The sequence below is a fragment of the Streptomyces africanus genome, from assembly GCF_002150735.1.
Taxonomy (GTDB): domain Bacteria; phylum Actinomycetota; class Actinomycetes; order Streptomycetales; family Streptomycetaceae; genus Streptomyces; species Streptomyces africanus.
The window spans coordinates 1-23,702 of sequence record NZ_MUKA01000277.1; the positions used below are offsets into that span (position 1 = coordinate 1).

The window sequence follows — 23,702 nt, forward strand, 5'->3', positions numbered from 1 at the left end:
CACCGCGTCCCCGACGGCATGACCGACCTTCAGGCCGCCCTCGTCGAACCGCTGGCCACCCCCGTTCACGCCGTGGCCAAGGCCGGCGACCTCACCGGCCGCACCGTCGCCATCCTCGGCGCCGGCCCCATCGGGCTGTTCACTCTCCTCGCCGCCCGGCACACGGGCGCCGCCCGGATCGTCGTCACCGACCTGCTGGAAGGCAAGCGGAAACGGGCGCTGCGCCTCGGCGCCGACGCCGCCCTGCCCGCCGACGCCCCGGGCCTGGTCGACCGGGCCCATGCGGCACTCGACGGCCCGGCCGACGTCGTCTTCGACTGCGTGGCCCGCGAACAGTCCATGGCACAGGCCACGGACCTGGTCGCCAAGGGCGGTCACATCGTCGTGGTGGGGGTGGGCGCCGCCGGCGCCACCCCGATCCGCCTGGACCTGATCCAGGACCGGGAGATCCGCGTCGAGGGCACCTTGATGTACACCGCCGACGACTACCGCACCGCCATGTCCCTCATCGCCTCGGGCGCCGTCCGGACCGCCGAGATCGTCACCGCCACCTACCCCCTGGACGACGCCGCCAAGGCCTTCACCGCCTCCGTCGACCCGGAGCAGGTCAAGGTGCTGGTCACGGTGGAAGGTCCGTAGCCGCCTGTGCCGTACCTGGTATCGCCGCCGCGCGGGCGGCCCCGAGGGCCGGGGATCCGGACAGCCCCCGGCCCCCGCTGACCCGTGTGCGAAACTGCGAGACCGGAGCCACCCGGAAGGAGGGGCGCAGTGACCGCCCGTACGCGACTGTCGCAGGCCGCCGTCGAGGAGCGCCGGCAGGCCGTCCTGCGCTACGTCGCCGACCACGGCGAGACCCGCATCGACGACCTCGCCCGGCACTTCGACGTCAGCCTGATGACGATGCACCGGGACCTGGACGACCTCGCCGGGCGCCATCTGCTGAGCAAGGAGCGCGGACGGGCCGTCGCCTTCCCCGCCCTCACCATGGAGACCGCCACCCGCTTCCGGGAGAACAGCGCCCTGGAGGCCAAGAACGCGCTCTGCGCGGCCGCGGCCGACCGGATCAGGCCGGGCAGCACCCTGCTCATGGACGACTCGACGACCCTGTTCCCCCTCGTCCCCAGGCTGGCAGAGCTGGATCAGCTGCACGTCGTCACCAACTCGGTCGGCCTCGCCCAGCGCCTCGGGTCCGCGCCGACCGTGCATGTCACCCTGCTGGGCGGCCACTACCGCGGCGACTTCAACTCGTGCACCGGTCCCGCGGTCACCCGTGCCCTGTCCCGACTGCGCGCCGACCTCGCCCTGATGTCCGCCACCGCCGTCCTGGAAGGCCGCCTCTTCCACCCCCTGAACGACTACGTCGAGGTCAAGCTGGCCATGCTCGCCTCCGCCGAGCAGGCACTGCTCCTGGTGGACCACTCGAAATTCGGCAAGACCGCCACCTACGCCTACGGCACCGCGGCCGACTACCACACCGTCATCACCGACACCGGCACCCCCGAACCAGAACTCGCGGCCATCCGAGACCTCCACGTCCCCGTCGAGGCCGTCGCACCCGAAGAGCAGCCCACCCCGTGATACAGACCCTGTTCGAAACCCCCAGCGCCTACCGCCCCACGGACGCCGAGATGGCCGCACCCGTGCCACCGGTCGAAGCCGTACTGTTCGACTTCAGCAACACCATCTTCCAGATGATCGACCTGGAGACATGGCTGCGCCGGGTCGGCGCGGCTTCCGGCCGCCTTCCCCGACTCGATGAGCCGAGTGTGCTGGCCGAGACCGCCCAGCAGCTGCGCACCGCCTTTCGGCTGCCCGCCGTCGTCGCCCTGCAGGAGGGCCGGGACCTCTCCTCCGAACGGCACCGCCGAGCCATGCGGGGCTGGTGGGAGCAAGTGGACTTCCTGCGCGGCGTGGAGGACACGGCCTACCGGGAACTCACCGCGGCGGATGCCTGGATCCCCTACCCCGACACCGAAGCGGTGCTGCGCGCGCTGCGCGACCGCGGACTACGCACCGGCATCGTCAGCGACTTCGCCTGGGACCTGCGCACCCACCTCACGCACCACGGCCTGGACACCCTGATCGGCACCTGCGTCATCTCCTACGAACACGCCCGCGAAAAGCCCGACCCGCACCTCTTCCTCAAGGCCTGCGCCGACCTCGGCTCCGACCCCCGCGCCACGCTCATGGTCGGCGACAACCCCGTCCGCGACGGCGGCGCGACCGCCTGCGGTCTGCGCACCTACATCCTGCCCGCCGAACACCGCACGGGTGACCGCGGCCTGAGCGACGTACTCCGCCTCGTGGCCTGAGGCCTCAGGGGCGCGGGGAACTGCGCGAACAACCGCGACGCACCCGCAGCCGCGCGACGACCAGACCCCCTACGGCGCTGAGGCCCTCAGGGGCGCGGGGAACTGCGCGACAAGCCACGACGCACCTGCAGCCGCGCGACAACACCAACCCCTACGGCGCCACGGCGAAATCCAACAACACCTTGCACGACCGACTCCGATCAGCGGCCAGGGCAAAAGCGGACTCGGCATCCCCCACAGGCACCACCGCACTGACGAGCCCGTCGAACGCCGACTCCACCGCCAGCAGCTCCAGCGCCTGCTCGAACTCCCCGTCGAACCGAAACGCTCCCCGCAGCTCGATCTCCCGGCTCACCACAAAATTCCCCGCGAACGGACTGTGCCCCGCCGGCAGCATCCCCAACTGCACGACGACCCCGCCCCGCCGCACCCGCCGCAGACACGTATCGAGCCCGGCAGCCACTCCGGACGCCTCGATCGCGACGTCCACGTCACAAGGCCACCCCGGGTCGTCAGGATCATCGGCCCGGACCAGAGTCCCGGCACCGGCGACCCGCGCGTACTCCAGCGCCTCGGGCAGCAGATCCGTGACGGTCACCTCCGCCGCCCCGGCCGCCCTCGCCGCCGCGACGACGAGACAGCCGATCGGCCCGGCACCGGTCACCAGGACATGCCGCCCGGCCACCTCCCCGGCCCGCCGCACCGCGTGCAGCGCGACGGACAGCGGTTCGGCGAGCGCCGCCCGGCGCAACTCCAGACCGTCCGGCAACGCCCGCAACTGCTCACAGGGCACGACCACCTGCGCCGCGAATCCCCCCTGCACATGCGGAAAACGCGCCGCACTGCCCAGATACCGCGTGTCCCGGCAGATGTTCCGCCGCCCGTCCGAGCACTCGGGGCACACCCCGCACGGGGTCGCCGGATGCACGGCGACGGCGGTACCCGGTGCCGGCCCCGACGCGCCGGCACCGTACCCGACCACCGTCCCGACGACCTCGTGCCCGAGCACCATCGGCTCCCGGAGCCGGAAGTCACCGACCCCGCCGTGCCGCCAGTAGTGCAGATCGGACCCGCACACCCCGCCGTACCGCACGGCGACCAGCGCCTGCCCCGGCCCGGGCTCGGGAACCGGCAACTCCGCCACGCGCAGGTCACCCTGACCGTGGATCACACAACCCAGCATCACAGCCTCCCGGCAGGTGGTCACAGCACGCTCGTCATACCGCCGTCGACATACAGCACCTGCCCGCTGACGAAGTCGGCCGCGGGGGAGGCGAGATACAGCACCCCGCCCACCAGGTCCTGGGTGCGACCCCAGCGGCCGGCCGGGGTACGCCGCCGCACCCAGGCACTGAACTCCTCGTCCTCGACCAGCGGCCGCGTCAGCTCGGTCTCGATGTAGCCCGGGCCGAGCCCGTTGACCTGCACACCGCTCGGACCCCAGTCCGCGCACATGCCCTTGGTGAGCATCTTCAGCGCGCCCTTGGTGGCTGCGTACGGCGCGATCCCGGGCCGCGCCACCTCGCTCTGCAGGGAGCAGATGTTGATGATCTTGCCGTGGCCGCGTTCCGTCATCCGGCGCGCCGCCTCCCGGCCGACCAGGAAGGCACTGGTCAGGTTGGTGTCCAGGATCCGGTGCCAGTCGGAGTCGGTGAACTCCAGCAGCGGGGCGCGCAGTTGCATGCCCGCGTTGTTGACGAGGATGTCGAGCGGGCCCACCCGCTCCTCGACGTCGGCGATGCCGTCCGCGACGGACGATCCGTCGGTCACGTCGAACGCCGCCGTGTGCACCCGGTCGCCGGGGAGCCCGGCGGCGGCCTGGGCGAGCCGGTCCTTGTCGCGGCCGTTCAGGACGACCGTGCAGCCGGCTTCCGCCAGACCACGGGCGAGCGCGAGTCCGATGCCCCGGCTGGAGCCGGTCACCAGCGCCGTACGGCCGCTGATGTCGAAGAGGGGGTGAGCCGTCATGGCCGTGGCACTCCTAGATGACGAGGGACAACAGCAGGACGATGCCGCCGGCGACCACCGAGATGATCGTCTCCATGACGGACCAGGTCTTGATGTTCTGGCCGACACTCAGCCCGAAGTACTCCTTCACCATCCAGAACCCGGCGTCGTTGACATGGCTGAAGAACAGCGAGCCGGCGCCGATGGCGAGGACCAGCAGGGCCGCGTGCGTGGTCGACATGTCGGCCGCGAGCGGGGCGACCAGACCGGCGGCCGAGACCGTCGCCACGGTCGCCGAACCGGTCGCCAGCCGGATCACCACCGCGATCAGCCAGGCCAGCAGCAGCGCGGGGATCGACCAGTCCTTGGAGATGTCCAGGACCATCTGGCCCACCCCGGTGTCGATCAGGGTCTGCTTGAAGCCGCCACCCGCGCCGACGATCAGCAGGATGCCCGCGATCGGCGCGAGGCTCTTCTCGACGAGCGGCGATATCCGCTCCTTGGAGAACCCGGCGGGCCGCAGCAGCGTGAAGATGGCGACCAGCACCGAGGCGAGCAGCGCGATCATCGGGGCGCCGATGACGTCGAAGACCCGCTGGACCAGGTTCTCCGGATCGTCGATGACGATGTCGACGAGCGCCTTGGCCAGCATGAGGATCACCGGCAGCAGGATCGTGAAGAGCGTGGCGCCAAAACTGGGGCGCTTGTCCAGGTCCTCCGAAGCGCGCTGCGGAATCATCCGGTCGGGGGCGGGCACGTCCACCCAGCGGGCCGCGTACCGCGAGAACACCGGGCCGGCGATGATCACCGTGGGTATGGCGACGAGGACACCGAGGGCCAGCGTCACCCCGAGGTCGGCCTTGACCGCCTCGATCGCGACCAGCGGACCGGGGTGCGGCGGCACCAGCCCGTGCATCACGGACAGGCCCGCGAGCGCCGGGATGCCGATCCGCATCAGCGAGTAGTTGCCGCGCTTGGCGACCATCAGCACCACCGGGATCAGCAGCACGATGCCGACCTCGAAGAACAGCGGCAGCCCGATCACGGAGGCGATGAGCACCATCGCCCACGGCATCGACCGCCCGCCGGCCTTCGCGAGGATGGTGTCGACGATCTGGTCGGCGCCCCCGGAGTCGGCGAGCATCTTGCCGAGGATCGCCCCGAGGGCGATCAGTACGCCGACGCCGGCGACCGTGGTGCCGAGGCCGGCGCTGAAGCTGAGGAGGACCTTGTCCAGCGGCGCCCCGGCGATCGCGCCGAGCGCCAGTGACCCGATGGTCAGCGCCAGGAAGGCGTGCAGCTTGGACTTGGTGATGAGCAGGACGATGACGGCGATGCCCGCCAGGACGGCGATGCCCAGCTGAGCGTGGCCGGCCGAGGTGATCGGCTCGGGTGCGTCCGCTGCCAGCATCTCGACGCTGAGTCTGGTCACGGGGTGGGTTCCCTTGCGTTGGAGGGGAGTAGGGGACGGGACCGTCAGGGGCTACTGGACGGGCTCGGGGAGGTCCTCCAGGGCGAGCGCCGCCCGTTCGGTGATCTCCTCCGGGCTGCCCGAGACGTCCACGTCGACCCCGGCCTCGTCCGCCTCGAGGGGCTGGAGCGTGGCGAACTGGGAGTCGAGCAGCGCCGTGGGCATGAAGTGCCCCTGCCGGTGCGACATCCGGTCCTCGATGAGCGCGCGGTCACCCGTGAGGTGCAGGAAGACCACGCCGGGCGCGGCGGCCCGCAGCCGGTCGCGGTACGACCGCTTCAGCGCAGAGCAGCTGACCACCCCGCCGAGCCCGGCCCGCCCGTGCGCCCACCTGCCGATGGCGTCCAGCCAGGGCTGGCGGTCCTCGTCGGTGAGCGGGGTACCGGCCGACATCTTGGCGATGTTGGCCTGCGGGTGGAAGTCGTCGCCCTCGGCGTACGGAACGCCGAGCCGGGCCGCGAGCAGGGGACCGATGGTGGTCTTGCCGGTGCCGGCGACGCCCATGACCACGACGACGTGGGGGGTGTTCATCGCTGCCTCACTGTCTGCTGTCTCCGTCGACACGTGATGTCGACGCAACTGAAACCCATTAGGTACGACGAATTCAAGAGGTCGTGATGAATAAGTCTGACTTTTTGTCTCCGTGATCTACCCCGTACGCTGAGTGCATGAGCACACCGGGCCGGGGGCTGCACGGCCATGTTCTGGACACCCTCGGCCCCGAGATCACGGCGGGCGAGTACCCGCCGGGCAGCGTGCTGCGCACCGACGAGCTCGCCCAGCGTTTCGACGTGTCACGCTCGGTGATGCGCGAGGCGGTCCGCGTCCTGGAGTCCATGCACCTGGTCGAGTCCCGCCGCCGCGTGGGCGTGACCGTGCGCCCGAAGTCGGAGTGGAACGTCTACGACCCGCAGGTCATCCGCTGGCGCCTGGCCGGCAAGGACCGCGCCCCCCAGCTGCGCTCCCTCACGGTGCTGCGCTCGGCGATCGAACCGGTCGCCGCGGGCCTCGCCGCCCGGCACGCCACCGCCGAGCAGTGCGCCGAACTCACCCAGTGCGCCCTCGGCATGGTCGCCAACTCACGGGGTCACAAGCTGGAGCAGTACCTCGTCCACGACATGGCCTTCCACCGCGTCATCCTGGACGCCTCCGGCAACGAGATGTTCGCCCGCCTCGGCGATGTCGTCGCCGAGGTCCTGGCCGGCCGCACCCACCACGACGTGATGTTCGAGGACCCCGACCCGGCCGCCGTCACCCTGCACGTCCAGGTCGCCGAGGCGGTCCGGGCCGGCGACGCGGCCCGCGCGGAGGAACTGACCCGCGAGATCACGGTCGGCGCCCTCCAGGAACTGGACATCCTGGCGCCGTAACCCCCGCTACTGCACAAACTCCCCGTCGACGTACACCCAGGCCCCGTCGACCCGCTCGAACCGGCTCCGCTCGTGCAGCGAACCGCCCCGGTACGACGCCCGGAACTCCACGGTCCCGACGGCGTGGAACGCCGACCCGCCACTCGCGTCCAGGATCTCCAGCCCGGTCCACCGCATCCGCGGATCCAGCTCCAGCGTCCCGGGCCGCGTCCGCGGATGCCAGGTCCGCAGCAGATATCCGGCGTCCCCCTTCACGAAGGCGCAGTACCGGGACCGCATCAGCGCCTCGGCGGTCGGTGCCGCGGCCCCCGAGTGGTAGCGGCCGCAGCACGCCTCATAGGGCTGGGGCAGTCCGCACGGGCAGGAACGGCTGGTCATGGTCACCCTTCCGCGACAACGCCTGAGGGCCGTGACCTCGCGGTCACGGCCCTCAGTTTCGTGTGTCCGAGGGGGGACTTGAACCCCCACGCCCGATAAAGGGCACTAGCACCTCAAGCTAGCGCGTCTGCCATTCCGCCACCCGGACAAGGTGTCTGCCGCGCGGGTTCTCCCCGCGGCGACGACGTAAACATTACCAGGCTCTCAGGGGTGGCCGATCACCCCCCGCCCGCACCCGGCCGGGCGTGAACGGCGTGTGACGGGCCGGGACCGGCCTTGGGGTGCGGGCCGTGGAGAGGGAGGATGAGGAGGACCCACCAGCAGTGACAGCGGGAGGAAGCACGTGAGCGAGACGGACACGGCCAGGAGCGTCACCGGCGAGGACGAGGTCGTGGACCTCTGCCGCGAGCTGATCCAGATCGACACCAGCAACTACGGCGACCACTCGGGTCCGGGCGAGCGCAAGGCGGCCGAGTACGTCGCCGAGAAGCTCGCCGAGGTGGGGCTCGAACCGCAGATCTTCGAGTCGCACCCGGGCCGCGCCTCCACGGTGGCCCGGATCGAGGGCGAGGACCCGTCCCGGCCCGCGCTCCTCATCCACGGGCACACCGACGTCGTACCGGCCAACGCCGACGACTGGACCCACCACCCCTTCTCCGGCGAGGTCGCCGACGGCTGCGTGTGGGGCCGCGGGGCCGTCGACATGAAGGACATGGACGCGATGACCCTCGCGGTCGTCCGGGACCGGATGCGCAGCGGGCGCAAGCCCCCGCGCGACATCGTCCTCGCGTTCCTCGCGGACGAGGAGGCGGGCGGCACCTACGGCGCCAAGCACCTCGTGCGCCATCACCCCGAGCTGTTCGAGGGCGTCACCGAGGCGATCAGCGAGGTGGGCGGGTTCTCGTTCACCGTGAGTGAGGAGCGGCGCCTGTACCTGATCCAGACGGCGGAGAAGGGCATGCACTGGATGAAGCTCACCGTGGCCGGCACGGCAGGGCACGGGTCGATGATCCACCGGGACAACGCGATCACCGAGCTGTCGGAGGCCGTCGCGCGGCTGGGGCGGCACAAGTTCCCGGTGCGGGTCACCAAGACCACCCGCGCCTTCCTCGACGAGCTCGGTGACGCGCTCGGCACCGAACTCGACCCGGAGGACATGGAGTCGACCCTCGCGAAGCTCGGCGGCATCGCCAAGCTCATCGGCGCGACCCTGAGCAACACGGCCAATCCCACCCAGCTCGGCGCCGGCTACAAGGTCAACGTCATCCCGGGCGAGGCGACCGCTCACGTCGACGGGCGGTTCCTGCCCGGCCACGAGGAGGAGTTCCTCGCCGACCTCGACCGGATCCTCGGCCCGAAGGTGCGGCGCGAGGACGTCCATGCCGACAAGGCCGTCGAGACCACCTTCGACGGGGCGCTCGTGGCGGCGATGCAGTCCGCGCTGCTGGCCGAGGACCCGACCGCCAAGGCGATCCCCTACATGCTCTCCGGCGGGACGGACGCGAAGTCCTTTGACGACCTGGGCATCCGCGGTTTCGGCTTCGTGCCGCTGAAGCTGCCGCCGGAGCTGGACTTCGCCGGCATGTTCCACGGCGTGGACGAGCGGGTTCCGGTGGAGGGCCTGAAGTTCGGCGCGCGGGTGCTCGACCGGTTCATCGACGCGTCCTGAAACAGTCCATACGGAACAGCGCTATTCGGCCGGGTGTGCGAGATCGACTGGGAAGGGTGAATGCGACCATAAGCTCGTAGCCTCATTACTCCCTCCTCGTTACAGGTAATGCGATCGCAAGATGGGTCGCTTTGCCAACTAGGAGGAATAATGATCAAGAAGGTCGTCGCTGCTGCGGCTGCCACCGGTGGGCTGGTTCTCGCGGGCGCGGGCCTGGCCGTCGCCGACTCGGGTGCCCAGGGTGCCGCCGTGCACTCCCCGGGCGTCGTGTCCGGCAACGTCATTCAGGTGCCCGTTCACGTCCCGGTGAACGTCTGCGGCAACACGGTCTCCGTGATCGGCCTGCTGAACCCCGCCTTCGGCAACACCTGCGTCAACAAGTGACGCTTCCCCCTCTCTGAGGGAGTTCCAAAGCCATCGGTCCCGGAGCGCGTGCCATGCGCTCCGGGACCGAACGCTTCTTTCGAGGAATTCGAGAAGAATTCGAGACAGGTCGAAGGCAGGTATTCAGGAATGCGACAGGTCACCCGCAAGGGTCTGATGACCGTGGCGGCCGCGACCGGCGTGATCGCCGCCGCGGGCGGCTCCGCGCACGCCGACGCGGGCGCGCAGGGCGCCGCCTCGGGCTCGCCCGGCGTGCTGTCCGGGAACACGGTGCAGGCACCGGTGCACGTGCCGGTCAACGTCTGCGGCAACACGGTCAACGTCATCGGTGTCCTCAACCCCTCGGTGGGCAACTCGTGCGCCAACCAGGGCGGTGGATCGTCGGGGGGATACGGAGATTCGGGCGGCCACGGCGGCTCGCACGCCGGCGGCCATGCCAGTGACTCGCCCGGCGTCGGCTCGGGCAACCACGTCGAGGCGCCGATCCACGTGCCGGTGAACGTCTGCGGCAACAGCGTCGACGTCATCGGCGCCGGCAACTCCAGCACGGGCAACGACTGCGCCAACGGCGGCTCCGGCGGGCACCACACCGACCCGCCCGGCGGCGGCCACGAGAACCCGGGGCAGCCGGGAAACCCGGGCAATCCCGGAAACCCCGGCGATCCGGGTAATCCCGGCGACCCGGGTAATCCTGGAAACCCGGGCAACCCCGGAAACCCGGGTGACCCCGGCGGCCCGGGTGGCCCCGGAAACCCGGGCGACCCCGGCACCCCGCCCGGAGCGGACGGCAAGACGCCGGGCGGCTCCTCGCACGGCAACGAGCCGGGCGGCCAGTTCGTCACCCAGCCCAAGGGCGACGCCCAGCTCGCCAGCACGGGCAGCGACCTGCCGCTCGGCCTCGCCCTGCCGGCCGGCGCGGGCGCGCTGCTCGCGGGCTCGATCCTCTACCGCAAGGCGCGCACCTCGGCCTGACGGCCCCGGAAAGGCCTGACACCCCGGGAACGGCCTGACACCCGTGGAAAACGGAGCGGGCCCCGCCGATGCGGGGCCCGCTCCCGTGTGTGCCTTCTCCCCGTGCCCCGTCTCAGCTCACCACGTGGCCCGCACCTGACGGATGATCCGCCGGCGCAACCGCACCTTGCGGCTGCCGTCGCGCAGCAGGCTCAGACGGTGCAACTCCCAGTGTCCGTACTCGGCATGGTCCGTCAGCAGACGTGCCGTCTCCTTGCGGGAGACCCCGCGCGGCACGTACACGTCGACAAATTCGTATTCCGGCATCGCATCTATTGTGCGGTCTGGGGCCTGGTACGGATAGCGTCTGCACTATGTCTGATGCTGCGCAGCCCACCGCTGCCGAGGTACGCGCCGCCGCCGAGGCGGTCAAGACCGCGCTCGACCGCCACCTGGCCGCGGTCGAACGCAGGTCGGGGGAGGACGACCCGGCCGTCTACGAGGCGTTCAACCAGCTGGCCGCGGCCGCAGAGGTGTACGACGAACTGCTCTACGACCGTTACGACGAGGTCACACCCTTCGAGATCCCCGGTACGGAGGACGCGTTGCCCCCGTACACCGGGCCTGAGGAACCGAACGCGCTGAGCGTACTGATCCGCCGCGACTACGCGGTGGCGGAGCCACAGCGGCTGCTCTCCCACGCGCAGCGGATCGAGGCAGCGGAGGGCGAGGACGGCCCGGCCGCCTCCGGGACGATCCACGGTGCGCTCGGCCTCCTCTTCGGCGAGTTCGAACCCGACGAGATCGCCTCCCGGCACAAGGAGTTCGGGCTGGAGGAGGGCGACTCCACGCTCTGGGTGACGGCGGCGGAGGAACCGGCCGACCCCGGCGAGTGGCTGGAGGCGCCGTTCGAGCAGGTCGATCCGCAGAGTGTCGTCTGCCGCTTCGACGTCAGCGCCGTGTTCGACGACGTCGACGACGATGACGACGACGAGGTGGAGGACGACGAGGTGGAGGACGACCTCGACACCGACCTGGACGAGGACGAGGACCTGGAGCCGCTCGACGCGGACCGCCGCTAGCGCACGCGTCAGCCACCCGACGGCGGTGGTCGCGGGGGCCGCCCCGTGACCACCGCCGTCGTCGTCAGCTGCTGATCTGCGGGGCGAGCAGCACCGGAAGCCGGGTCGTCCGGGGTTTCGCCGGAACCTCCGCCACGGCCCTCGGCAACGCCTGTTCCACCCCGTGCACGACGGACAGATGGCGGTCGGCCCGCCCGAACGCCGTGTACACCCACGGCCGACTGAGGGCCTGCGCGGCATCGCCGGGCAGCACCACGACCACCGCGGGCCACCGGCTCCCCACCGCCTGATGGGCGGTGAGCGCCCAGCCGTGCCGCACGGACTGCTCCACCCGCTCCTTCGCCACGACGACGTCCTCGCCCTCGCACGACAGGTGCAGCCCCTCGGCATCCGCCTTCACCACGCGGCCCGGCAGCGCACGGCCCGGCACGGGGGAGTAGACGACCCGGTCACCGGGGTCGAAGCCGCCGAAGCGGCCCGGGCCCGGATTGAGCCGCTCCTTCAACGCCGCGTTGAGCACACGCGTGCCCACCGCGCCGCCGTGTCCCGGCGTGATCACCTGTGTCTCCTCGGCCGGTACGCCGATCGCCCGTGGCACCGAGTCCACGACGAGCTGGACCGTCCGGTGCACGGCCTCGCCCGCGTCCCGCACCGGCACGATCACGACCTCCTTGCCGGGGGCCTCGACCTGGCTCAGCTCGCCGACGCCGATACCGGAGACCAGCTCGCCCAGCGGCCCGGGATCCGGCTGCCGCGAAGCGATCTGCGGGCAGATCCGGGCCGCGAGCAGGTCCGCGAACACCCGGCCCGGACCCACCGACCACAGCACCGCCGGATCCCCGGCCAGCACCAGCCGAGCCCCGTCCGGCAGCGACTCCGTCAGCAGCGCGGCCGTCTCGACATCCAGTTGCGGCGCGTCGAGCACGACGAGCAGATCGAGATCCAGCGCCCCGTCCGCGTCCCGGCCAGGTCCTTCGGCCCCGGAGAGCAGCCCGGCGACGGTGGCGACGGGGGAGGGGGCGCCGGGTGCGGCGGCCTGCCCGGGGACGGCCGCCGCCTGGTCCGCGGCCGGGCCCGACGGGTGGCCGGACCGGCGCAGCAGGGCCGCGAAGCGCGTGCGGCCGATCGGGCCGTGAGCGGCGGCCCAGGCGCGCAGGCCGAGGGTGTGCGCGGCGGTCAGCAGTGCGGCGGGCTCGGTCAGGGAGGCCTCGCCGCCGGTGTGCAGGACCAGGCCGTGCGCGGCGACCGCGCGGAGCAGCTCGGCCGCCGAACCCCGGGTCGCGGCGGCGGCCCGCTCCCAGTCCTCGGCCGAACCGTCCTGCTTGGGCACCGAGTTCACCAGGCGGGCCAGACCGTCGGCCAGGCTCTCCTCCGCGAGCGCGTACCGCTCCAGACCGACCAGGACACGGACCGGACGCTCCTCGTCCTCCTCCGTGCCCTCCTCCTCGGCCCGGGCCGGCGCGCCGCCGGTCTCCTCCAAGGCGTCCTGGAAGACCAGCGCCTCGCCCTCCGCGATCGCGTCCTGCACGGCGCTGTCGGGGTCCGGCACGCCCCGCTGGGCCAGGGTCGCGAGGAGCGCCGGCATCTCCAGGGCGGTGTGCCCGGCCAGCGCGGCCTGTTCCAGGAGCCAGACGGTGACGGCCCGGCCCCGCCGCTCGTCGTCCGGGCCGCACTCGGCGCCGAGCAGGGCCCGGGCGAACCCGTCGGCCTGCTCGGGCCGCACGCCGGCGACCCGCAGCAACTGCCAGGGATCGGCCCGCAGCAGCTCGTCCGCGCCTTCGCCGAGGACGGCGGCCACCTGCGGTGCGAGCGCCTCGGGGGCACCGCCCTCGCCGAGCACCTGCCGTACGGCCTGTACCGCCGCGGGCGCGGGAGCCGTCGGGGCGGGGACGGCCCCGGCCGCCACCGGCTGTGGCCGTCGTACCGGCTCCGGGGCGGAGCGGCGGGGGGCGGGATCGGGCTCCGCGAACACTGCGGCGACCGGCTTGTCGCCGCTCTCCACGGCCCGTACGGCCGCGAGCAGATCGGCGGCCGTGCCGCTCAGCTTGGTGCCGGCCTCGATCGGCGCCTTCTTCCCGGCCTTGCGCTGCTCGATACGCTCCCGCTCCAGCCGCTGGGCCCGCAGCTCGGCCTCGGCCTCGGACAGGTCACCGGCATCGGCCGTGCCCCCTTCGGCCGCCTCGCCCCCGGACACGTCACCGGAACCGGCGGCATTCCCCTCGGCCTCCTCGGTCCGCTCGGCCCCCTCGGTCTGCGCACCACCGGTCGGCGTCCCCGGCTCGGCGTCCTCCGTGGTCTCCGGCTCCGTGCTCACAGCGTGCTCCAGTCGTGATCGGGATAGCGGTGCACGGGCGCCGACACGTCGTCGAGCGCCCGGCAGATCTCGTCAGGAAGACTAAGGGTCTCCACTGACAATGCTGCCGTGAGCTGCTGCGCGTTGCGCGCGCCGACGATGGGCGCGGCCACTCCCGGCCGGTCGCGGACCCAGGCCAGCGCCACCTGGAGCGGTGTCACCGCGAGACCGTCGGCCGCGGTGGTCACGGCGTCCACGATGCGCCGCGCCGTGTCGTCCAGGTAGGGCGCGACGAACGGCGCGAGGTGCTCCGAGGCGCCGCGCGAGTCCGGCGGCGTCGTGTCGCTCCGGTACTTGCCCGTCAGCACCCCGCGCCCCAGCGGCGAGGACGGCAGCAGCCCGATGCCCAGGTCCAGCGCGGCCGGCAGCACCTCACGCTCGACGCCCCGCTGGAGCAGCGAGTACTCCAGCTGCGTGGCCGCCAGCCGGGTCCGCGTGCCGGGGGCCGCCAGCTGCCAGGTCGCGGCCTTGGCGAGCTGCCAGCCGCAGAAGTTGGAGACGGCGGCGTACCGGGCCCGGCCGCTGGCGACCGCGAGGTCGAGGGCCTGGAGGGTCTCCTCCAGCGGGGTGTCCGGGTCGTAGGCGTGCACGTGCCACAGGTCGACGTAGTCGGTGCCGAGCCGGGAGAGCGAGGCGTCCAGCGCGGAGAGCAGATGGCCCCGGGAGGTGTCGAAGCGGCGGTCGGGGTCCGGCACGCTGCCGGCCTTGGTCGAGATGACCAGGTCCCGGCGGGCCACCAGGCCGTCCATAAGCCTGCCGAGCAGGTACTCGGCGTCTCCGTCGCCGTACACGTCCGCGGTGTCGACGAGGGTCCCGCCCGCTTCCCAGAACGTCTTCATCAGGTCCGCGGCGTCGTGCTCGTCGGTGTCCCGTCCCCAGGTCAGGGTGCCGAGCCCGATCCGGGACACACGCAGGCCGGTGCGGCCGAGATGCCTCTGCTCCATGAACGCCGAGATTACTGGCCAGAGCCTTCCCTGTGGTGGGCTGTGGACGGCCGATTTCCGGGGTCCGACCATGAGTTGTCCGGCGTGCCTGCCCGCCCCTAGGTCCCCGCCGAGCCGCGCGCTAAGGTCTCCGCACGTGCACGTTACTGATCGGTAAGGGGATTCGGCATGCAGCTCGGTATCAACCTCGGCTACTGGGGTGCCGGAATGGACGCGGACAATCTGGCCGTCGCCCAGGAGGCCGACCGGCTCGGATACGCCGTCTGCTGGGCCGCCGAGGCCTACGGCTCCGACGCCGCCACCGTACTGACCTGGGTCGCCGCCCAGACCGAACGTATCGACGTCGGCTCCGCCATCTTCCAGATCCCGGCCCGCCAGCCGGCGATGACCGCCATGACGGCGGCCACCCTCGACTCCCTCTCCGGCGGCCGCTTCCGCCTCGGCCTCGGTGTCTCCGGCCCGCAGGTCTCCGAGGGCTGGTACGGCGTCAAGTTCGACAAGCCGCTGGCACGCACGCGTGAGTACGTCGAGATCGTCCGCAGGGCCATGACGCGCGAGCGCCTGTCCTACGAGGGCGAGCACTGGACGCTGCCCCTCCCGGGCGGCCCGGGCAAGCCCATCAAGCTGACCGTGCACCCGCAGCGCGAGCACATCCCGCTGTACATCGCCGCGATCGGCCCGAAGAACCTGGAGCAGACCGGCGAGATCGCCGAAGGCGCCCTGCTGATCTTCCCCTCCGCCGACCACCTGGAGGAGACGACGATCAAGTACCTGCGCGCCGGCCGCGAGAAGGCCGGCAAGACGCTCGACGGCTTCGACGTCTGCCCGACCGTCCCGCTCGCCGTCGGCGACGACAAGGACGTCGCCGCGCTCGCCGACACCTTCCGCCCCTACACCGCGCTGTACGTCGGCGGCATGGGCAGCCCCAAGCAGAACTTCTACAACCAGCTCGCCCAGCGCATGGGCTACGAGAAGGAGGCCGCCGAGATCCAGGGCAAGTACCTGTCCGGCGACAAGCAGGGCGCCGCGGCCGCCGTCCCGCACGAGCTGATCGACAAGACCACACTGCTGGGGTCCGTCGACCGGATCGCGGACCGGATGAAGGCCTACGCGGAGGCCGGCGTCACCACCCTGAGCCTCGCCCCGGCGGGCTTCACCCTCGACGAGCGGCTCGCGTCCCTCCGCGCCGGCACCGAGGCCCTGGAGCGCGCCGGGCTCGCCTGACGGGGCGGCACCCGGCGGAGTTGTCTGCGGCCGTGGTGGGGGCTCGGGGGTCTTCCCCGCCACGGCCGTCACGCAGAACAACGCCCCGCGCCTCCCGCGGTTACGCGTCCTCCATTTGGCGGAGTTGTCCGCCGCACCTGTTGCAGCGCCCTTCCTCCCGCACTTGACTCGTTCTTTGCGGACCCCTGCGGAATCACGCAGCACGCGCACGTGCGCGGGAGAGGTGCTCACGATGCTTTCGGCCAAGAGTGTGTTCCAGGAGATCCTCGCCGACGACGAGGCCTTCGCCCTGTTCTGCTCCATCGCCGCGAGCGGCGAGTCCCAGGGCGGCTGGGAGAACGCCCGCATCGCAGCGCTCGTTCCCGACAGCGAGCGGGAACTCGCCCCCAAGATCACCCGGCACGGCGCGGACGAGGACAAGCACGGCCGGATCTTCAACGCCCTGATGAAGAAGCGCGGCCTCGACCCCGTCCCGGTCCCGCCGGAGACCGACTACACCGTGCTCCTGGAGAAGAACGGCATCGGCCTCGCGCACGAGCAGCTGGGCCGCGACGAGCGCCTCACGGTCCAGGACATCGTCACGTACCTCTCGCACAGCAGGGTCACCGAACAGCGCGCCTCCGAGCAGATGCGACTGCTCCGCAAGCACTTCGCCGACCACCCCGACATCGGCCGCGCGGTCAGGCAGATCTCCAACGACGAGGACAACCACCTCGCCTACTGCCACGAGGAACTGCTGCGCTTCGCCCACGCGGGCCACGGCCGGGCCATCCAGCGGGCCCTGCGCGCGTGCGCGCTCGCCGAGATCCGGATCTACCGGGATGTCAGCCTCGCGGTCATGGCGCACATGGGCCGCATCCTCGGCTGGTCCAGGGCCAGGTCGGCGGTGCTCGCGGCGGGCATCCACGCGATGTACGCCTACGAACGGCTGGGCGGCTGGCGCCGGATGGTGTCGCTGCGGATGCCCGAGCGCCGCGACGCCCTCGGCGGACCCGCGTCCGCGGCCCCCGAGTTCGCCTGAGCCGGCCCACCCCGGGGGTGTCCGCCTACAACCAGCCCCGGCGCTTGAACAGCCGGAACACCAGCACCTCGAGAACGCCCATCACCGCGATCAGCGCCGGATAGGACCACACCCAGCGCAGCTCGGGCATGTGCTCGAAGTTCATGCCGTAGATCCCCGCGAGCATCGTGGGAATCGCGGCCATGGCCGCCCACGCGGAGATCTTCCGCATGTCGTCGTTCTGCCGGACGCTCATCTGCGCCAGATGCGCGTTGAGGATGTCCGACACCAGCCGGTCCAGGTTCTCCACGGACTCGTTCACGCGGGTGAGATGATCGCTGACGTCGCGGAAGAACGGCCGGGCCCGGTCGGCCACGAACGGCACGGCCACGCCGGACGGTGCCGTGCCCGCCAGCCGGCTCATCGGCAGCGCCAGCGGCCCGGTCGCCCGGCGGAACTCCAGCACCTGCCGTTTGAAGTTGTAGATCCGGGACGCCGTGTGCCGCGAGCCCCCGTCGTCCGGTGAGAAGACCTCCGCCTCCAGCCCCTCCAGGTCGGCCTGCAGTTCGGTCGCGACCTCCAGGTAGCGGTCGACGGCGGCGTCGGCGACCGCGTAGAGCACCGAGGTGGGACCGGTGCCCAGCAGCTCCGGCTCCTGCTCCAGGCGGTGCCGTACGGCCTTGAGCGGGGCGCCCTCGCCGTGCCGGACGGTGACCACGAACGCGTCGCCCAGGAAGATCATGATCTCGCCGGTGGAGACGGTGTCGCTCTGCGGCTCGTACGCCACCGGCTTGAGCACCACGAAGAGCGAGTCGTCGTACACCTCCAGCTTGGGCCGCTGATGGGCCTTGAGGGCGTCCTCGACGGCCAGCGGATGCAGCCCGAACTCCTGGGTCACGAGCTCGAATTCGCGCTCCGTCGGCTCATGCAGCCCGATCCACACGAAACCGCCCGCCGCCCGGGCCTCGCCCAGGGCGTCGGAGAAGTCCTCCGGCCCTTCCGACCGGTGTCCCTCGCGGTAGATGGCACAGTCGACGATCACGAAGCGAGTCTCCCGTCACTCGAACGACACCGTACGCGCGCGTGCGCCTACGCTGGACCGCATGCCCACGTTGATCCTGGTCCGGCACGGACGTTCCACCGCCAACACCGAGGGACTGCTCGCCGGCTGGACGCCCGGTGTCGCCCTCGACGAACGCGGCACGGCGCAGGCCGCCGCGCTGCCCGGGCGGCTCGCCGAACTGCCCCTCGCCGAGATCGTCACCAGCCCGCTCCAGCGCTGCCAGGAGACGATCCGGCCCCTTCTCCAGGCCCGGCCGCACCTCAGCCCGCACACCGACGAGCGCATCGGCGAGTGCCACTACGGCGACTGGTCGGGGCGCAAGCTCGACGAACTCAAGGACCAGCCCCTGATGGAGGTCGTGCAGGCGCACCCGTCCGCGGCGGCGTTCCCCGGCGGGGAGTCGATGCGGGCCATGCAGACACGCGCCGCCGAGGCCGTACGCGAGTGGAACGCGCGCGTGGAGCGCGACCACGGCGCCGACGCCGTCTACCTCATGTGCTCGCACGGCGACGTCATCAAGTCGCTCGTGGCGGACGCACTCGGGCTTCATCTGGACCTCTTCCAGCGGATTTCCGTTGAACCGTGTTCCATCACCGCGATCCGCTACACCCGGTTGCGTCCGTTTCTCGTCCGCCTCGGCGACACCGGCGACTTCACCTCCCTGGTGCCGCGCGAGGAACCGCCGGGCGACGAGGCTCCTGTCGGGGGTGGTGCGGGCGCACCGTGATCGTCGGCCGCAGTAGGGTGAAGCGGTCGCAGCAGTGCCGTAGTCACACGGTTCCCCCGATTCCAATGGAGACAGGACGTGTCCCGTCAGGTGTTCCTCTACGACCATCCGGAGCGTTTCGTGGCCGGTACGGTCGGACTGCCCGGGCGCCGTTCGTTCTTCCTCCAGGCCTCCGCCGGCTCCCGGGTGACCAGCGTGGCCCTGGAGAAGACCCAGGTCGCCGCACTCGCCGAACGCATGGACGAACTGCTCGATGAGGTCGTACGCCGTAGCGGAGGCAGCGCCTCCGTCCCCGCCGTCGCACCGTCGGACATCACCGACACCGCCCCGCTGGACACCCCCATCGAGGAGGAGTTCCGGGTCGGCACGATGGCCCTCGCCTGGGACGGCGAGGAGCAGCTGATGATCGTCGAGGCGCAGGCGCTCGTCGAGCTCGACGCCGACACCGAGGAGGACCTCGCCGAGGCCGAGGAGCGGCTGCTCCAGGACGAGGAGAACGGGCCCCCGATGCTGCGGGTCCGGCTCACCGGCGCGCAGGCCAGGGCCTTCGCCAAGCGCGCCCTCGACATCGTCAACGCCGGGCGGCCGCCGTGCCCGCTGTGCAGCCTCCCCCTCGACCCGGAAGGACACGTATGTCCGCGCCAGAACGGATACCGCCGCGGAGCGTGACGCCTCCTCCGGACGCCGCCGACCTGATCGCCCGGGGCGACATCACCGTGCGCGGACGCATCCGTGAGGCGTCCAACGCGGCCCTGTACTGCACGGTCTCGTACGACGGCCAGGACGCGGCCTGCATCTACAAGCCGGTCGCGGGGGAGCGGCCCCTGTGGGACTTCCCCGACGGGACGCTCGCCCAGCGCGAGGTCGCCGCGTACGAGGTCTCCGAGGCGACCGGCTGGGGCCTCGTCCCGCCCACCGTGCTGCGGGAGGGCCCCTACGGCGAGGGCATGTGCCAGCTGTGGGTCGAGGCGGCGCCGGAGGCGGAGCTGCTCGCGCTCGTCGACGCCGAGGAACCGGAGCCGGGCTGGAAGGCGATCGGCTTCGCCGAGGTCGGCGAGGGCCGCACCGCGCTCCTCGTGCACGCCGACGACGAGCGGCTGCGGCGGCTCGCGGTGCTGGACGCCGTGCTCAACAACGCAGACCGCAAGGGCGGGCACCTGCTGCCGACCGGCGAGGGGCGGCTGTACGGGATCGACCACGGGGTCACCTTCAACGTCGAGAACAAGTTGCGGACCCTGCTGTGGGGGTGGGCGGGGGAGCCCCTCACCCAGGAGGCCGTCGACGTCCTCGAAGGCCTGAGGAAGGCCCTGGCGGACGGCGGTCCCCTCACCGCCCGGCTCCAGCCGCTGATCACCGGCGCGGAGATCGACGCCACCCGCGCGCGGGTCGCCGCGCTGCTCGCCTCGGGGAAGCATCCCGAGCCGAGCGGGGAGTGGCCGGCGATTCCGTGGCCACCCGTGTAAGCGATCCCCCGGCCGTCCGGGCAGCAGCACAGACGACGAGTTACCGCAAGAGGGCCTTCTCGGCCGTCCGGCCCGCTCCCATTCGTATATGGAACTTCAGTCCGGTTAGGCTCAAGGCATGCATGCCTGGCCCGCTTCCGAGGTCCCCGCCCTGCCTGGTCAGGGCCGCGACCTGAGGATCCACGACACCGCGACCGGCGGCCTCGTCACCCTCGACCCCGGTCCCGTCGCCCGTATCTACGTCTGTGGCATCACCCCGTACGACGCCACCCACATAGGACACGCGGCGACCTACAACGCGTTCGACCTCGTGCAGCGCGTGTGGCTCGACACCAAGCGGCAGGTTCACTACGTCCAGAACGTCACCGACGTCGACGACCCGCTCCTGGAACGCGCACAGCGTGACGGCCTCGACTGGGCCGCGCTCGCCGAGCAGGAGACGGCCCTCTTCCGCGAGGACATGACGGCCCTGCGGATGCTGCCGCCGCGCGAGTACATAGGCGCCGTCGAGGCGATACCCGGGATCGTCCCGCTCGTCGAGCGCCTTCGGGACATGGGCGCCGCCTACGAACTCGAAGGCGACGTCTACTTCTCCGTCGAAGCCGACCCGCACTTCGGCAAGGTCTCCGGACTGGACGCCGCGGCCATGCGGCTGCTGTCCGCCGAGCGCGGCGGCGACCCGGACCGGCCGGGCAAGAAGAACCCGCTCGACCCGATGCTGTGGATGGCGGCCCGGGAGGGCGAGCCCAGCTGGGACGGCGGATCGCTCGGACGCGGACGCCCCGGCTGGCACATCGAGTGCGTGGCCATCGCCCTCGACCACCTCGGCATGGGCTTCGACATCCAGGGCGGCGGATCCGACCTGGCCTTCCCGCACCACGAGATGGGCGCCTCGCACGCCCAGGCCCTCACCGGCGAGTTCCCCATGGCCAAGGCGTACGTGCACGCCGGCATGGTCGCCCTCGACGGCGAGAAGATGTCCAAGTCCAAGGGCAACCTGGTCTTCGTCTCCACGCTCCGGCGCGACGGCGTCGACCCGGCCGCCATCCGGCTCGCGCTGCTCGCCCACCACTACCGCGCCGACTGGGAGTGGACCGACCAGGTCCTCCAGGACGCCGTCGCACGGCTGGGCCGCTGGCGGGCCGCTGTGTCCCGGCCCGACGGGCCGCCGGCGGAGGCGCTCGTGGAGGAGATCCGCGAGGCCCTCGCGAACGACCTGGACGCCCCGGCCGCGCTCACCGCGGTCGACCGCTGGGCCGCGCTCCAGGAGCGCAGCGGCGGCACGGACGAGGGCGCCCCCGGGGTGGTCTCCCGGGCGGTGGACGCGCTGCTGGGCGTCGCCCTGTAGCCGCAGAGCACGCGAAGGGGCGCCTCCCGGCCGGGAGGCGCCCCTTCCGCTGTCCTCGGTCCCGCTCAGTCCTCCGACGACTCCTCGTCGTCCGTGCCCGGCTTGGGCGGCTTCGGAGGCCGCGTACGGCCGCTGGGGTTGTCCCGCAGGTACGACGAGCTGTCGCTGCCGTCCGCCGTGGCGTGCCCGCCGGAGGCGGTCGGTCCGCCGCCGTCCCGGCGCCGCAGATAACGCTCGAACTCGCGGGCGATCGCCTCGCCGGACGCCTCCGGCAGCTCGGCGGTGTCCCGGGCCTCCTCCAGCGACTGGACGTACTCGGCGACCTCGCTGTCCTCGGCGGCCAGCTGGTCCACGCCGACCTGCCAGGCGCGCGCGTCCTCGGGCAGCTCGCCCAGCGGGATGCGCACGTCGATCAGGTCCTCCAGCCGGTTCAGCAGGGCCAGCGTGGCCTTCGGGTTCGGCGGCTGCGACACGTAGTGCGGCACCGCCGCCCACAGCGAGACGGCCGGCACGCCCGCGTGCGTGCAGGCCTCCTGGAGGACGCCGACGATGCCCGTGGGCCCCTCGTACTTGGTCTCCTCCAGGTCCATGCGGCGGGCCAGGTCCGGGTCGGACGTCGTCCCGCTGATCGGAACCGGGCGGGTGTGCGGGGTGTCACCCAGCAGGGCGCCCAGGACGACCACCAGTTCCACGCCGAGTTCGTGAGCGAAGCCGAGCAGTTCGTTGCAGAACGACCGCCATCGCATGGACGGTTCGATACCCCGGACGAGGACGAGATCGCGTGGCTTGTCCCCGCCGACCCGGACCACCGACAGTCTTGTCGTCGGCCAGGTGATCTTGCGGACGCCGGCTTCCATGAACACCGTGGGGCGGTTGACCTGGAAGTCGTAGTAGTCCTCGGCGTCCAGCGCCGCGAAGACCTCGCCCTTCCACTCCCTGTCCAGATGCGCGACCGCGGTGGAGGCGGCGTCGCCGGCGTCGTTCCAGCCCTCGAACGCGGCCACCATGACCGGGTCGACCAGCTCGGGAACCCCCTCGAGCTCGATCACCCAGCGCCTCCTTCCGACGTGCCCTCGCGTACCCCCCAACCTTACGGCGTGCCAAGGGGGCGCCCGCAGCCCCCTCGCAGGGGGAGTGACCCCATCACTGCCCCGCGATCCACCCCTGAACACCCCGGAGCCGTCCGAGCTGTCCGTGAGGCCCTGGTCACAGGGTGGAGCGCAGCCACTGCTCCACGCTCGCGATGTGCACCGTCGCCCAGGAGCGCGCCGCCTCGGCGTCCCGGTCCCGCAGGGCCGCGAGGATCGCCCGGTGCTCGCGCAGCGTGCGGCCGACCGCGTCCTCCTGGGTCAGGCCGCGCCAGACCCGGGCCCGGGTGGTGGGGCCCGACAGCCCGTCGAGCAGCGAGCACAGCACCGAGTTGCCCGAGCTCTGCACGATGCCCCGGTGGAACTCCAGGTCGCAGGCGACCAGGTCCTCGACGGACGGGGCGTCACCGAGCTTGTCCAGCTGGGCCGTGAGCGCGTCGAGCTGCTGTTCGCTGATCCGCAGGGCCGCCATCGCCGTCGCCGCCGGCTCCAGGATGCGGCGCACGGCCAGGAACTCCAGGACCGTGTCGTCGCGGTGGAAGTCCACGACGAAGCTCAGCGCCTCCAGCAGCAGTTGCGGGTCGAGGCTGGTGACGTACGTGCCGTCGCCCTGACGGACGTCCAGGATCCGGATGAGGGAGAGCGCGCGCACGGCCTCCCGCAGGGAGTTGCGCGACAGGCCGAGGTCGGCGGCGAGCTCGCTCTCCTTGGGCAGCCGGTCGCCCGGCCGCAGCGCGCCGGAGACGATCATGCCCTTGATTTTCTCGATCGCCTCGTCGGTCACTGCCATGGCCGACCTCCCTGTCGCTCAAGACCTCCGACGTATCAGGTCATTATGAGGGCCGGGAACGCGGAAGGGGCGGCTCCGTCGGCATGGAACCGCCCCTTCCGGAAACGGGAGCCCCCGGTCCCGGCAACGGGCTCCCCC

25 protein-coding genes and 1 tRNA gene are annotated in these 23,702 nt (G+C 71.7%); 14 read left to right on the top strand and 12 right to left on the bottom strand.

The window, feature by feature from the left end; all coding sequences use genetic code 11:
• From CCL05_RS30775 to CCL05_RS30785, 3 genes are all read left to right on the top strand, one after another.
• A partial coding sequence (locus CCL05_RS30775) for a zinc-dependent alcohol dehydrogenase (RefSeq protein ID WP_143589973.1) occupies positions 1-639 on the top strand: 639 nt, incomplete at its 5' end.
• Positions 640-768: 129 nt separating this feature from the next.
• Positions 769-1,578 carry a DeoR/GlpR family DNA-binding transcription regulator gene (locus CCL05_RS30780; protein ID WP_086563967.1) on the top strand — a complete coding sequence of 270 codons (810 nt, stop codon included), beginning with the start codon at positions 769-771 and terminating at the stop codon, positions 1,576-1,578.
• A complete protein-coding gene (locus CCL05_RS30785; RefSeq protein WP_086563968.1) occupies positions 1,575-2,312 on the top strand; it encodes an HAD family hydrolase in 738 nt (245 codons plus the stop codon). Before CCL05_RS30780 ends, CCL05_RS30785 begins: the two co-directional genes overlap by 4 nt.
• Positions 2,313-2,463: 151 nt before the next feature.
• On the opposite strand, the gene CCL05_RS30790 is transcribed toward CCL05_RS30785, so the two are convergent.
• The 4 genes from CCL05_RS30790 to CCL05_RS30805 are packed head-to-tail and all read right to left on the bottom strand — an operon-like array spanning position 2,464 to position 6,261.
• Complete coding sequence (locus CCL05_RS30790; RefSeq protein WP_086563989.1) at positions 2,464-3,495, bottom strand: L-idonate 5-dehydrogenase; 1,032 nt, start codon at positions 3,493-3,495, stop codon at positions 2,464-2,466.
• 20 nt (positions 3,496-3,515) lie between these two features.
• Positions 3,516-4,280, bottom strand: coding sequence for an SDR family oxidoreductase (locus CCL05_RS30795; protein ID WP_086563969.1), 765 nt, complete (start codon positions 4,278-4,280; stop codon positions 3,516-3,518).
• Positions 4,281-4,293: 13 nt separating this feature from the next.
• Positions 4,294-5,691, bottom strand: a complete 1,398-nt coding sequence (locus CCL05_RS30800) for a GntT/GntP/DsdX family permease (RefSeq protein WP_086563970.1) — start codon at positions 5,689-5,691, stop codon at positions 4,294-4,296.
• Positions 5,692-5,742: 51 nt separating this feature from the next.
• Complete coding sequence (locus CCL05_RS30805; RefSeq protein WP_086563971.1) at positions 5,743-6,261, bottom strand: gluconokinase; 519 nt, start codon at positions 6,259-6,261, stop codon at positions 5,743-5,745.
• Positions 6,262-6,398: 137 nt separating this feature from the next.
• Between CCL05_RS30805 and CCL05_RS30810 the strand changes: the two genes are divergently transcribed.
• The gene (locus tag CCL05_RS30810; protein WP_086563972.1) at positions 6,399-7,100 is read left to right on the top strand and encodes a FadR/GntR family transcriptional regulator; all 702 of its coding nucleotides are present in this window, start codon (positions 6,399-6,401) and stop codon (positions 7,098-7,100) included.
• A 6-nt stretch (positions 7,101-7,106) separates the two neighbouring features.
• Here CCL05_RS30810 and CCL05_RS30815 read toward each other — a convergent pair whose 3' ends face one another.
• Positions 7,107-7,478 (bottom strand): YchJ family protein, encoded by a 372-nt coding sequence (locus CCL05_RS30815; protein WP_086563973.1) that lies wholly within the window; start codon positions 7,476-7,478, stop codon positions 7,107-7,109.
• 63 nt (positions 7,479-7,541) lie between these two features.
• A tRNA-Leu gene (locus tag CCL05_RS30820) sits at positions 7,542-7,626 on the bottom strand.
• Positions 7,627-7,821: 195 nt separating this feature from the next.
• On the opposite strand from CCL05_RS30820, the gene CCL05_RS30825 reads away from it, so the two are divergent.
• The 3 genes from CCL05_RS30825 (at position 7,822) to CCL05_RS45685 (ending at position 10,503) form a co-directional block, all read left to right on the top strand.
• A complete protein-coding gene (locus CCL05_RS30825) occupies positions 7,822-9,147 on the top strand; it encodes a M20/M25/M40 family metallo-hydrolase (RefSeq protein WP_086563974.1) in 1,326 nt (441 codons plus the stop codon).
• A gap of 150 nt (positions 9,148-9,297) precedes the next feature.
• Entirely contained in the window at positions 9,298-9,531 is a 234-nt protein-coding gene (gene chpH, locus CCL05_RS30830) for a chaplin ChpH (protein WP_086563975.1), read from the top strand.
• Between the two features lie 129 nt (positions 9,532-9,660).
• The gene (locus CCL05_RS45685) at positions 9,661-10,503 is read left to right on the top strand and encodes a chaplin (RefSeq protein WP_143589974.1); all 843 of its coding nucleotides are present in this window, start codon (positions 9,661-9,663) and stop codon (positions 10,501-10,503) included.
• Positions 10,504-10,620: 117 nt separating this feature from the next.
• Here the strand turns inward: CCL05_RS45685 and CCL05_RS30840 are convergent, their stop codons facing one another.
• On the bottom strand, positions 10,621-10,809 hold the full coding sequence (locus CCL05_RS30840) for a DUF5703 family protein (RefSeq protein ID WP_010045410.1): 189 nt from the start codon (positions 10,807-10,809) through the stop codon (positions 10,621-10,623).
• A gap of 47 nt (positions 10,810-10,856) precedes the next feature.
• Between CCL05_RS30840 and CCL05_RS30845 the strand changes: the two genes are divergently transcribed.
• Positions 10,857-11,564: a hypothetical protein gene (locus CCL05_RS30845; RefSeq protein ID WP_086563977.1), complete on the top strand. Its 708-nt coding sequence runs from the start codon at positions 10,857-10,859 to the stop codon at positions 11,562-11,564.
• Positions 11,565-11,628: 64 nt separating this feature from the next.
• Here the strand turns inward: CCL05_RS30845 and CCL05_RS30850 are convergent, their stop codons facing one another.
• Both CCL05_RS30850 and CCL05_RS30855 read right to left on the bottom strand, forming a co-directional pair.
• Positions 11,629-13,878, bottom strand: a complete 2,250-nt coding sequence (locus tag CCL05_RS30850) for a helix-hairpin-helix domain-containing protein (protein ID WP_086563978.1) — start codon at positions 13,876-13,878, stop codon at positions 11,629-11,631.
• A complete protein-coding gene (locus CCL05_RS30855; RefSeq protein WP_086563979.1) occupies positions 13,875-14,861 on the bottom strand; it encodes an aldo/keto reductase in 987 nt (328 codons plus the stop codon). The genes CCL05_RS30850 and CCL05_RS30855 overlap by 4 nt, the downstream gene beginning before the upstream one ends.
• Positions 14,862-15,029: 168 nt before the next feature.
• On the opposite strand from CCL05_RS30855, the gene CCL05_RS30860 reads away from it, so the two are divergent.
• Positions 15,030-16,085: an LLM class F420-dependent oxidoreductase gene (locus CCL05_RS30860; RefSeq protein ID WP_086563980.1), complete on the top strand. Its 1,056-nt coding sequence runs from the start codon at positions 15,030-15,032 to the stop codon at positions 16,083-16,085.
• A 232-nt stretch (positions 16,086-16,317) separates the two neighbouring features.
• Positions 16,318-17,106 carry a ferritin-like domain-containing protein gene (locus tag CCL05_RS30865; RefSeq protein ID WP_086563990.1) on the top strand — a complete coding sequence of 263 codons (789 nt, stop codon included), beginning with the start codon at positions 16,318-16,320 and terminating at the stop codon, positions 17,104-17,106.
• A gap of 25 nt (positions 17,107-17,131) precedes the next feature.
• On the opposite strand, the gene CCL05_RS30870 is transcribed toward CCL05_RS30865, so the two are convergent.
• Positions 17,132-18,127 carry a magnesium and cobalt transport protein CorA gene (locus CCL05_RS30870; protein WP_086563981.1) on the bottom strand — a complete coding sequence of 332 codons (996 nt, stop codon included), beginning with the start codon at positions 18,125-18,127 and terminating at the stop codon, positions 17,132-17,134.
• A gap of 61 nt (positions 18,128-18,188) precedes the next feature.
• Here CCL05_RS30870 and CCL05_RS30875 point away from each other — a divergent pair, with 61 nt between their 5' ends.
• The 4 genes from CCL05_RS30875 to mshC all read left to right on the top strand — a co-directional run bounded on the left by CCL05_RS30875 (position 18,189) and on the right by mshC (position 21,686).
• Positions 18,189-18,875 (top strand): histidine phosphatase family protein, encoded by a 687-nt coding sequence (locus CCL05_RS30875; protein WP_086563982.1) that lies wholly within the window; start codon positions 18,189-18,191, stop codon positions 18,873-18,875.
• A 78-nt stretch (positions 18,876-18,953) separates the two neighbouring features.
• Entirely contained in the window at positions 18,954-19,544 is a 591-nt protein-coding gene (locus CCL05_RS30880; RefSeq protein WP_086563983.1) for a DUF3090 domain-containing protein, read from the top strand.
• Entirely contained in the window at positions 19,508-20,338 is an 831-nt protein-coding gene (locus CCL05_RS30885) for an SCO1664 family protein (RefSeq protein ID WP_208641655.1), read from the top strand. Before CCL05_RS30880 ends, CCL05_RS30885 begins: the two co-directional genes overlap by 37 nt.
• A gap of 118 nt (positions 20,339-20,456) precedes the next feature.
• A complete protein-coding gene (gene mshC, locus CCL05_RS30890) occupies positions 20,457-21,686 on the top strand; it encodes a cysteine--1-D-myo-inosityl 2-amino-2-deoxy-alpha-D-glucopyranoside ligase (protein ID WP_086563985.1) in 1,230 nt (409 codons plus the stop codon).
• A gap of 65 nt (positions 21,687-21,751) precedes the next feature.
• On the opposite strand, the gene CCL05_RS30895 is transcribed toward mshC, so the two are convergent.
• Together CCL05_RS30895 and CCL05_RS30900 are read right to left on the bottom strand one after the other, a co-directional pair.
• The gene (locus CCL05_RS30895) at positions 21,752-22,735 is read right to left on the bottom strand and encodes a PAC2 family protein (RefSeq protein WP_086563986.1); all 984 of its coding nucleotides are present in this window, start codon (positions 22,733-22,735) and stop codon (positions 21,752-21,754) included.
• Between the two features lie 157 nt (positions 22,736-22,892).
• Positions 22,893-23,564, bottom strand: a complete 672-nt coding sequence (locus CCL05_RS30900; protein WP_086563987.1) for a FadR/GntR family transcriptional regulator — start codon at positions 23,562-23,564, stop codon at positions 22,893-22,895.
• Positions 23,565-23,702: the final 138 nt, after the last annotated feature.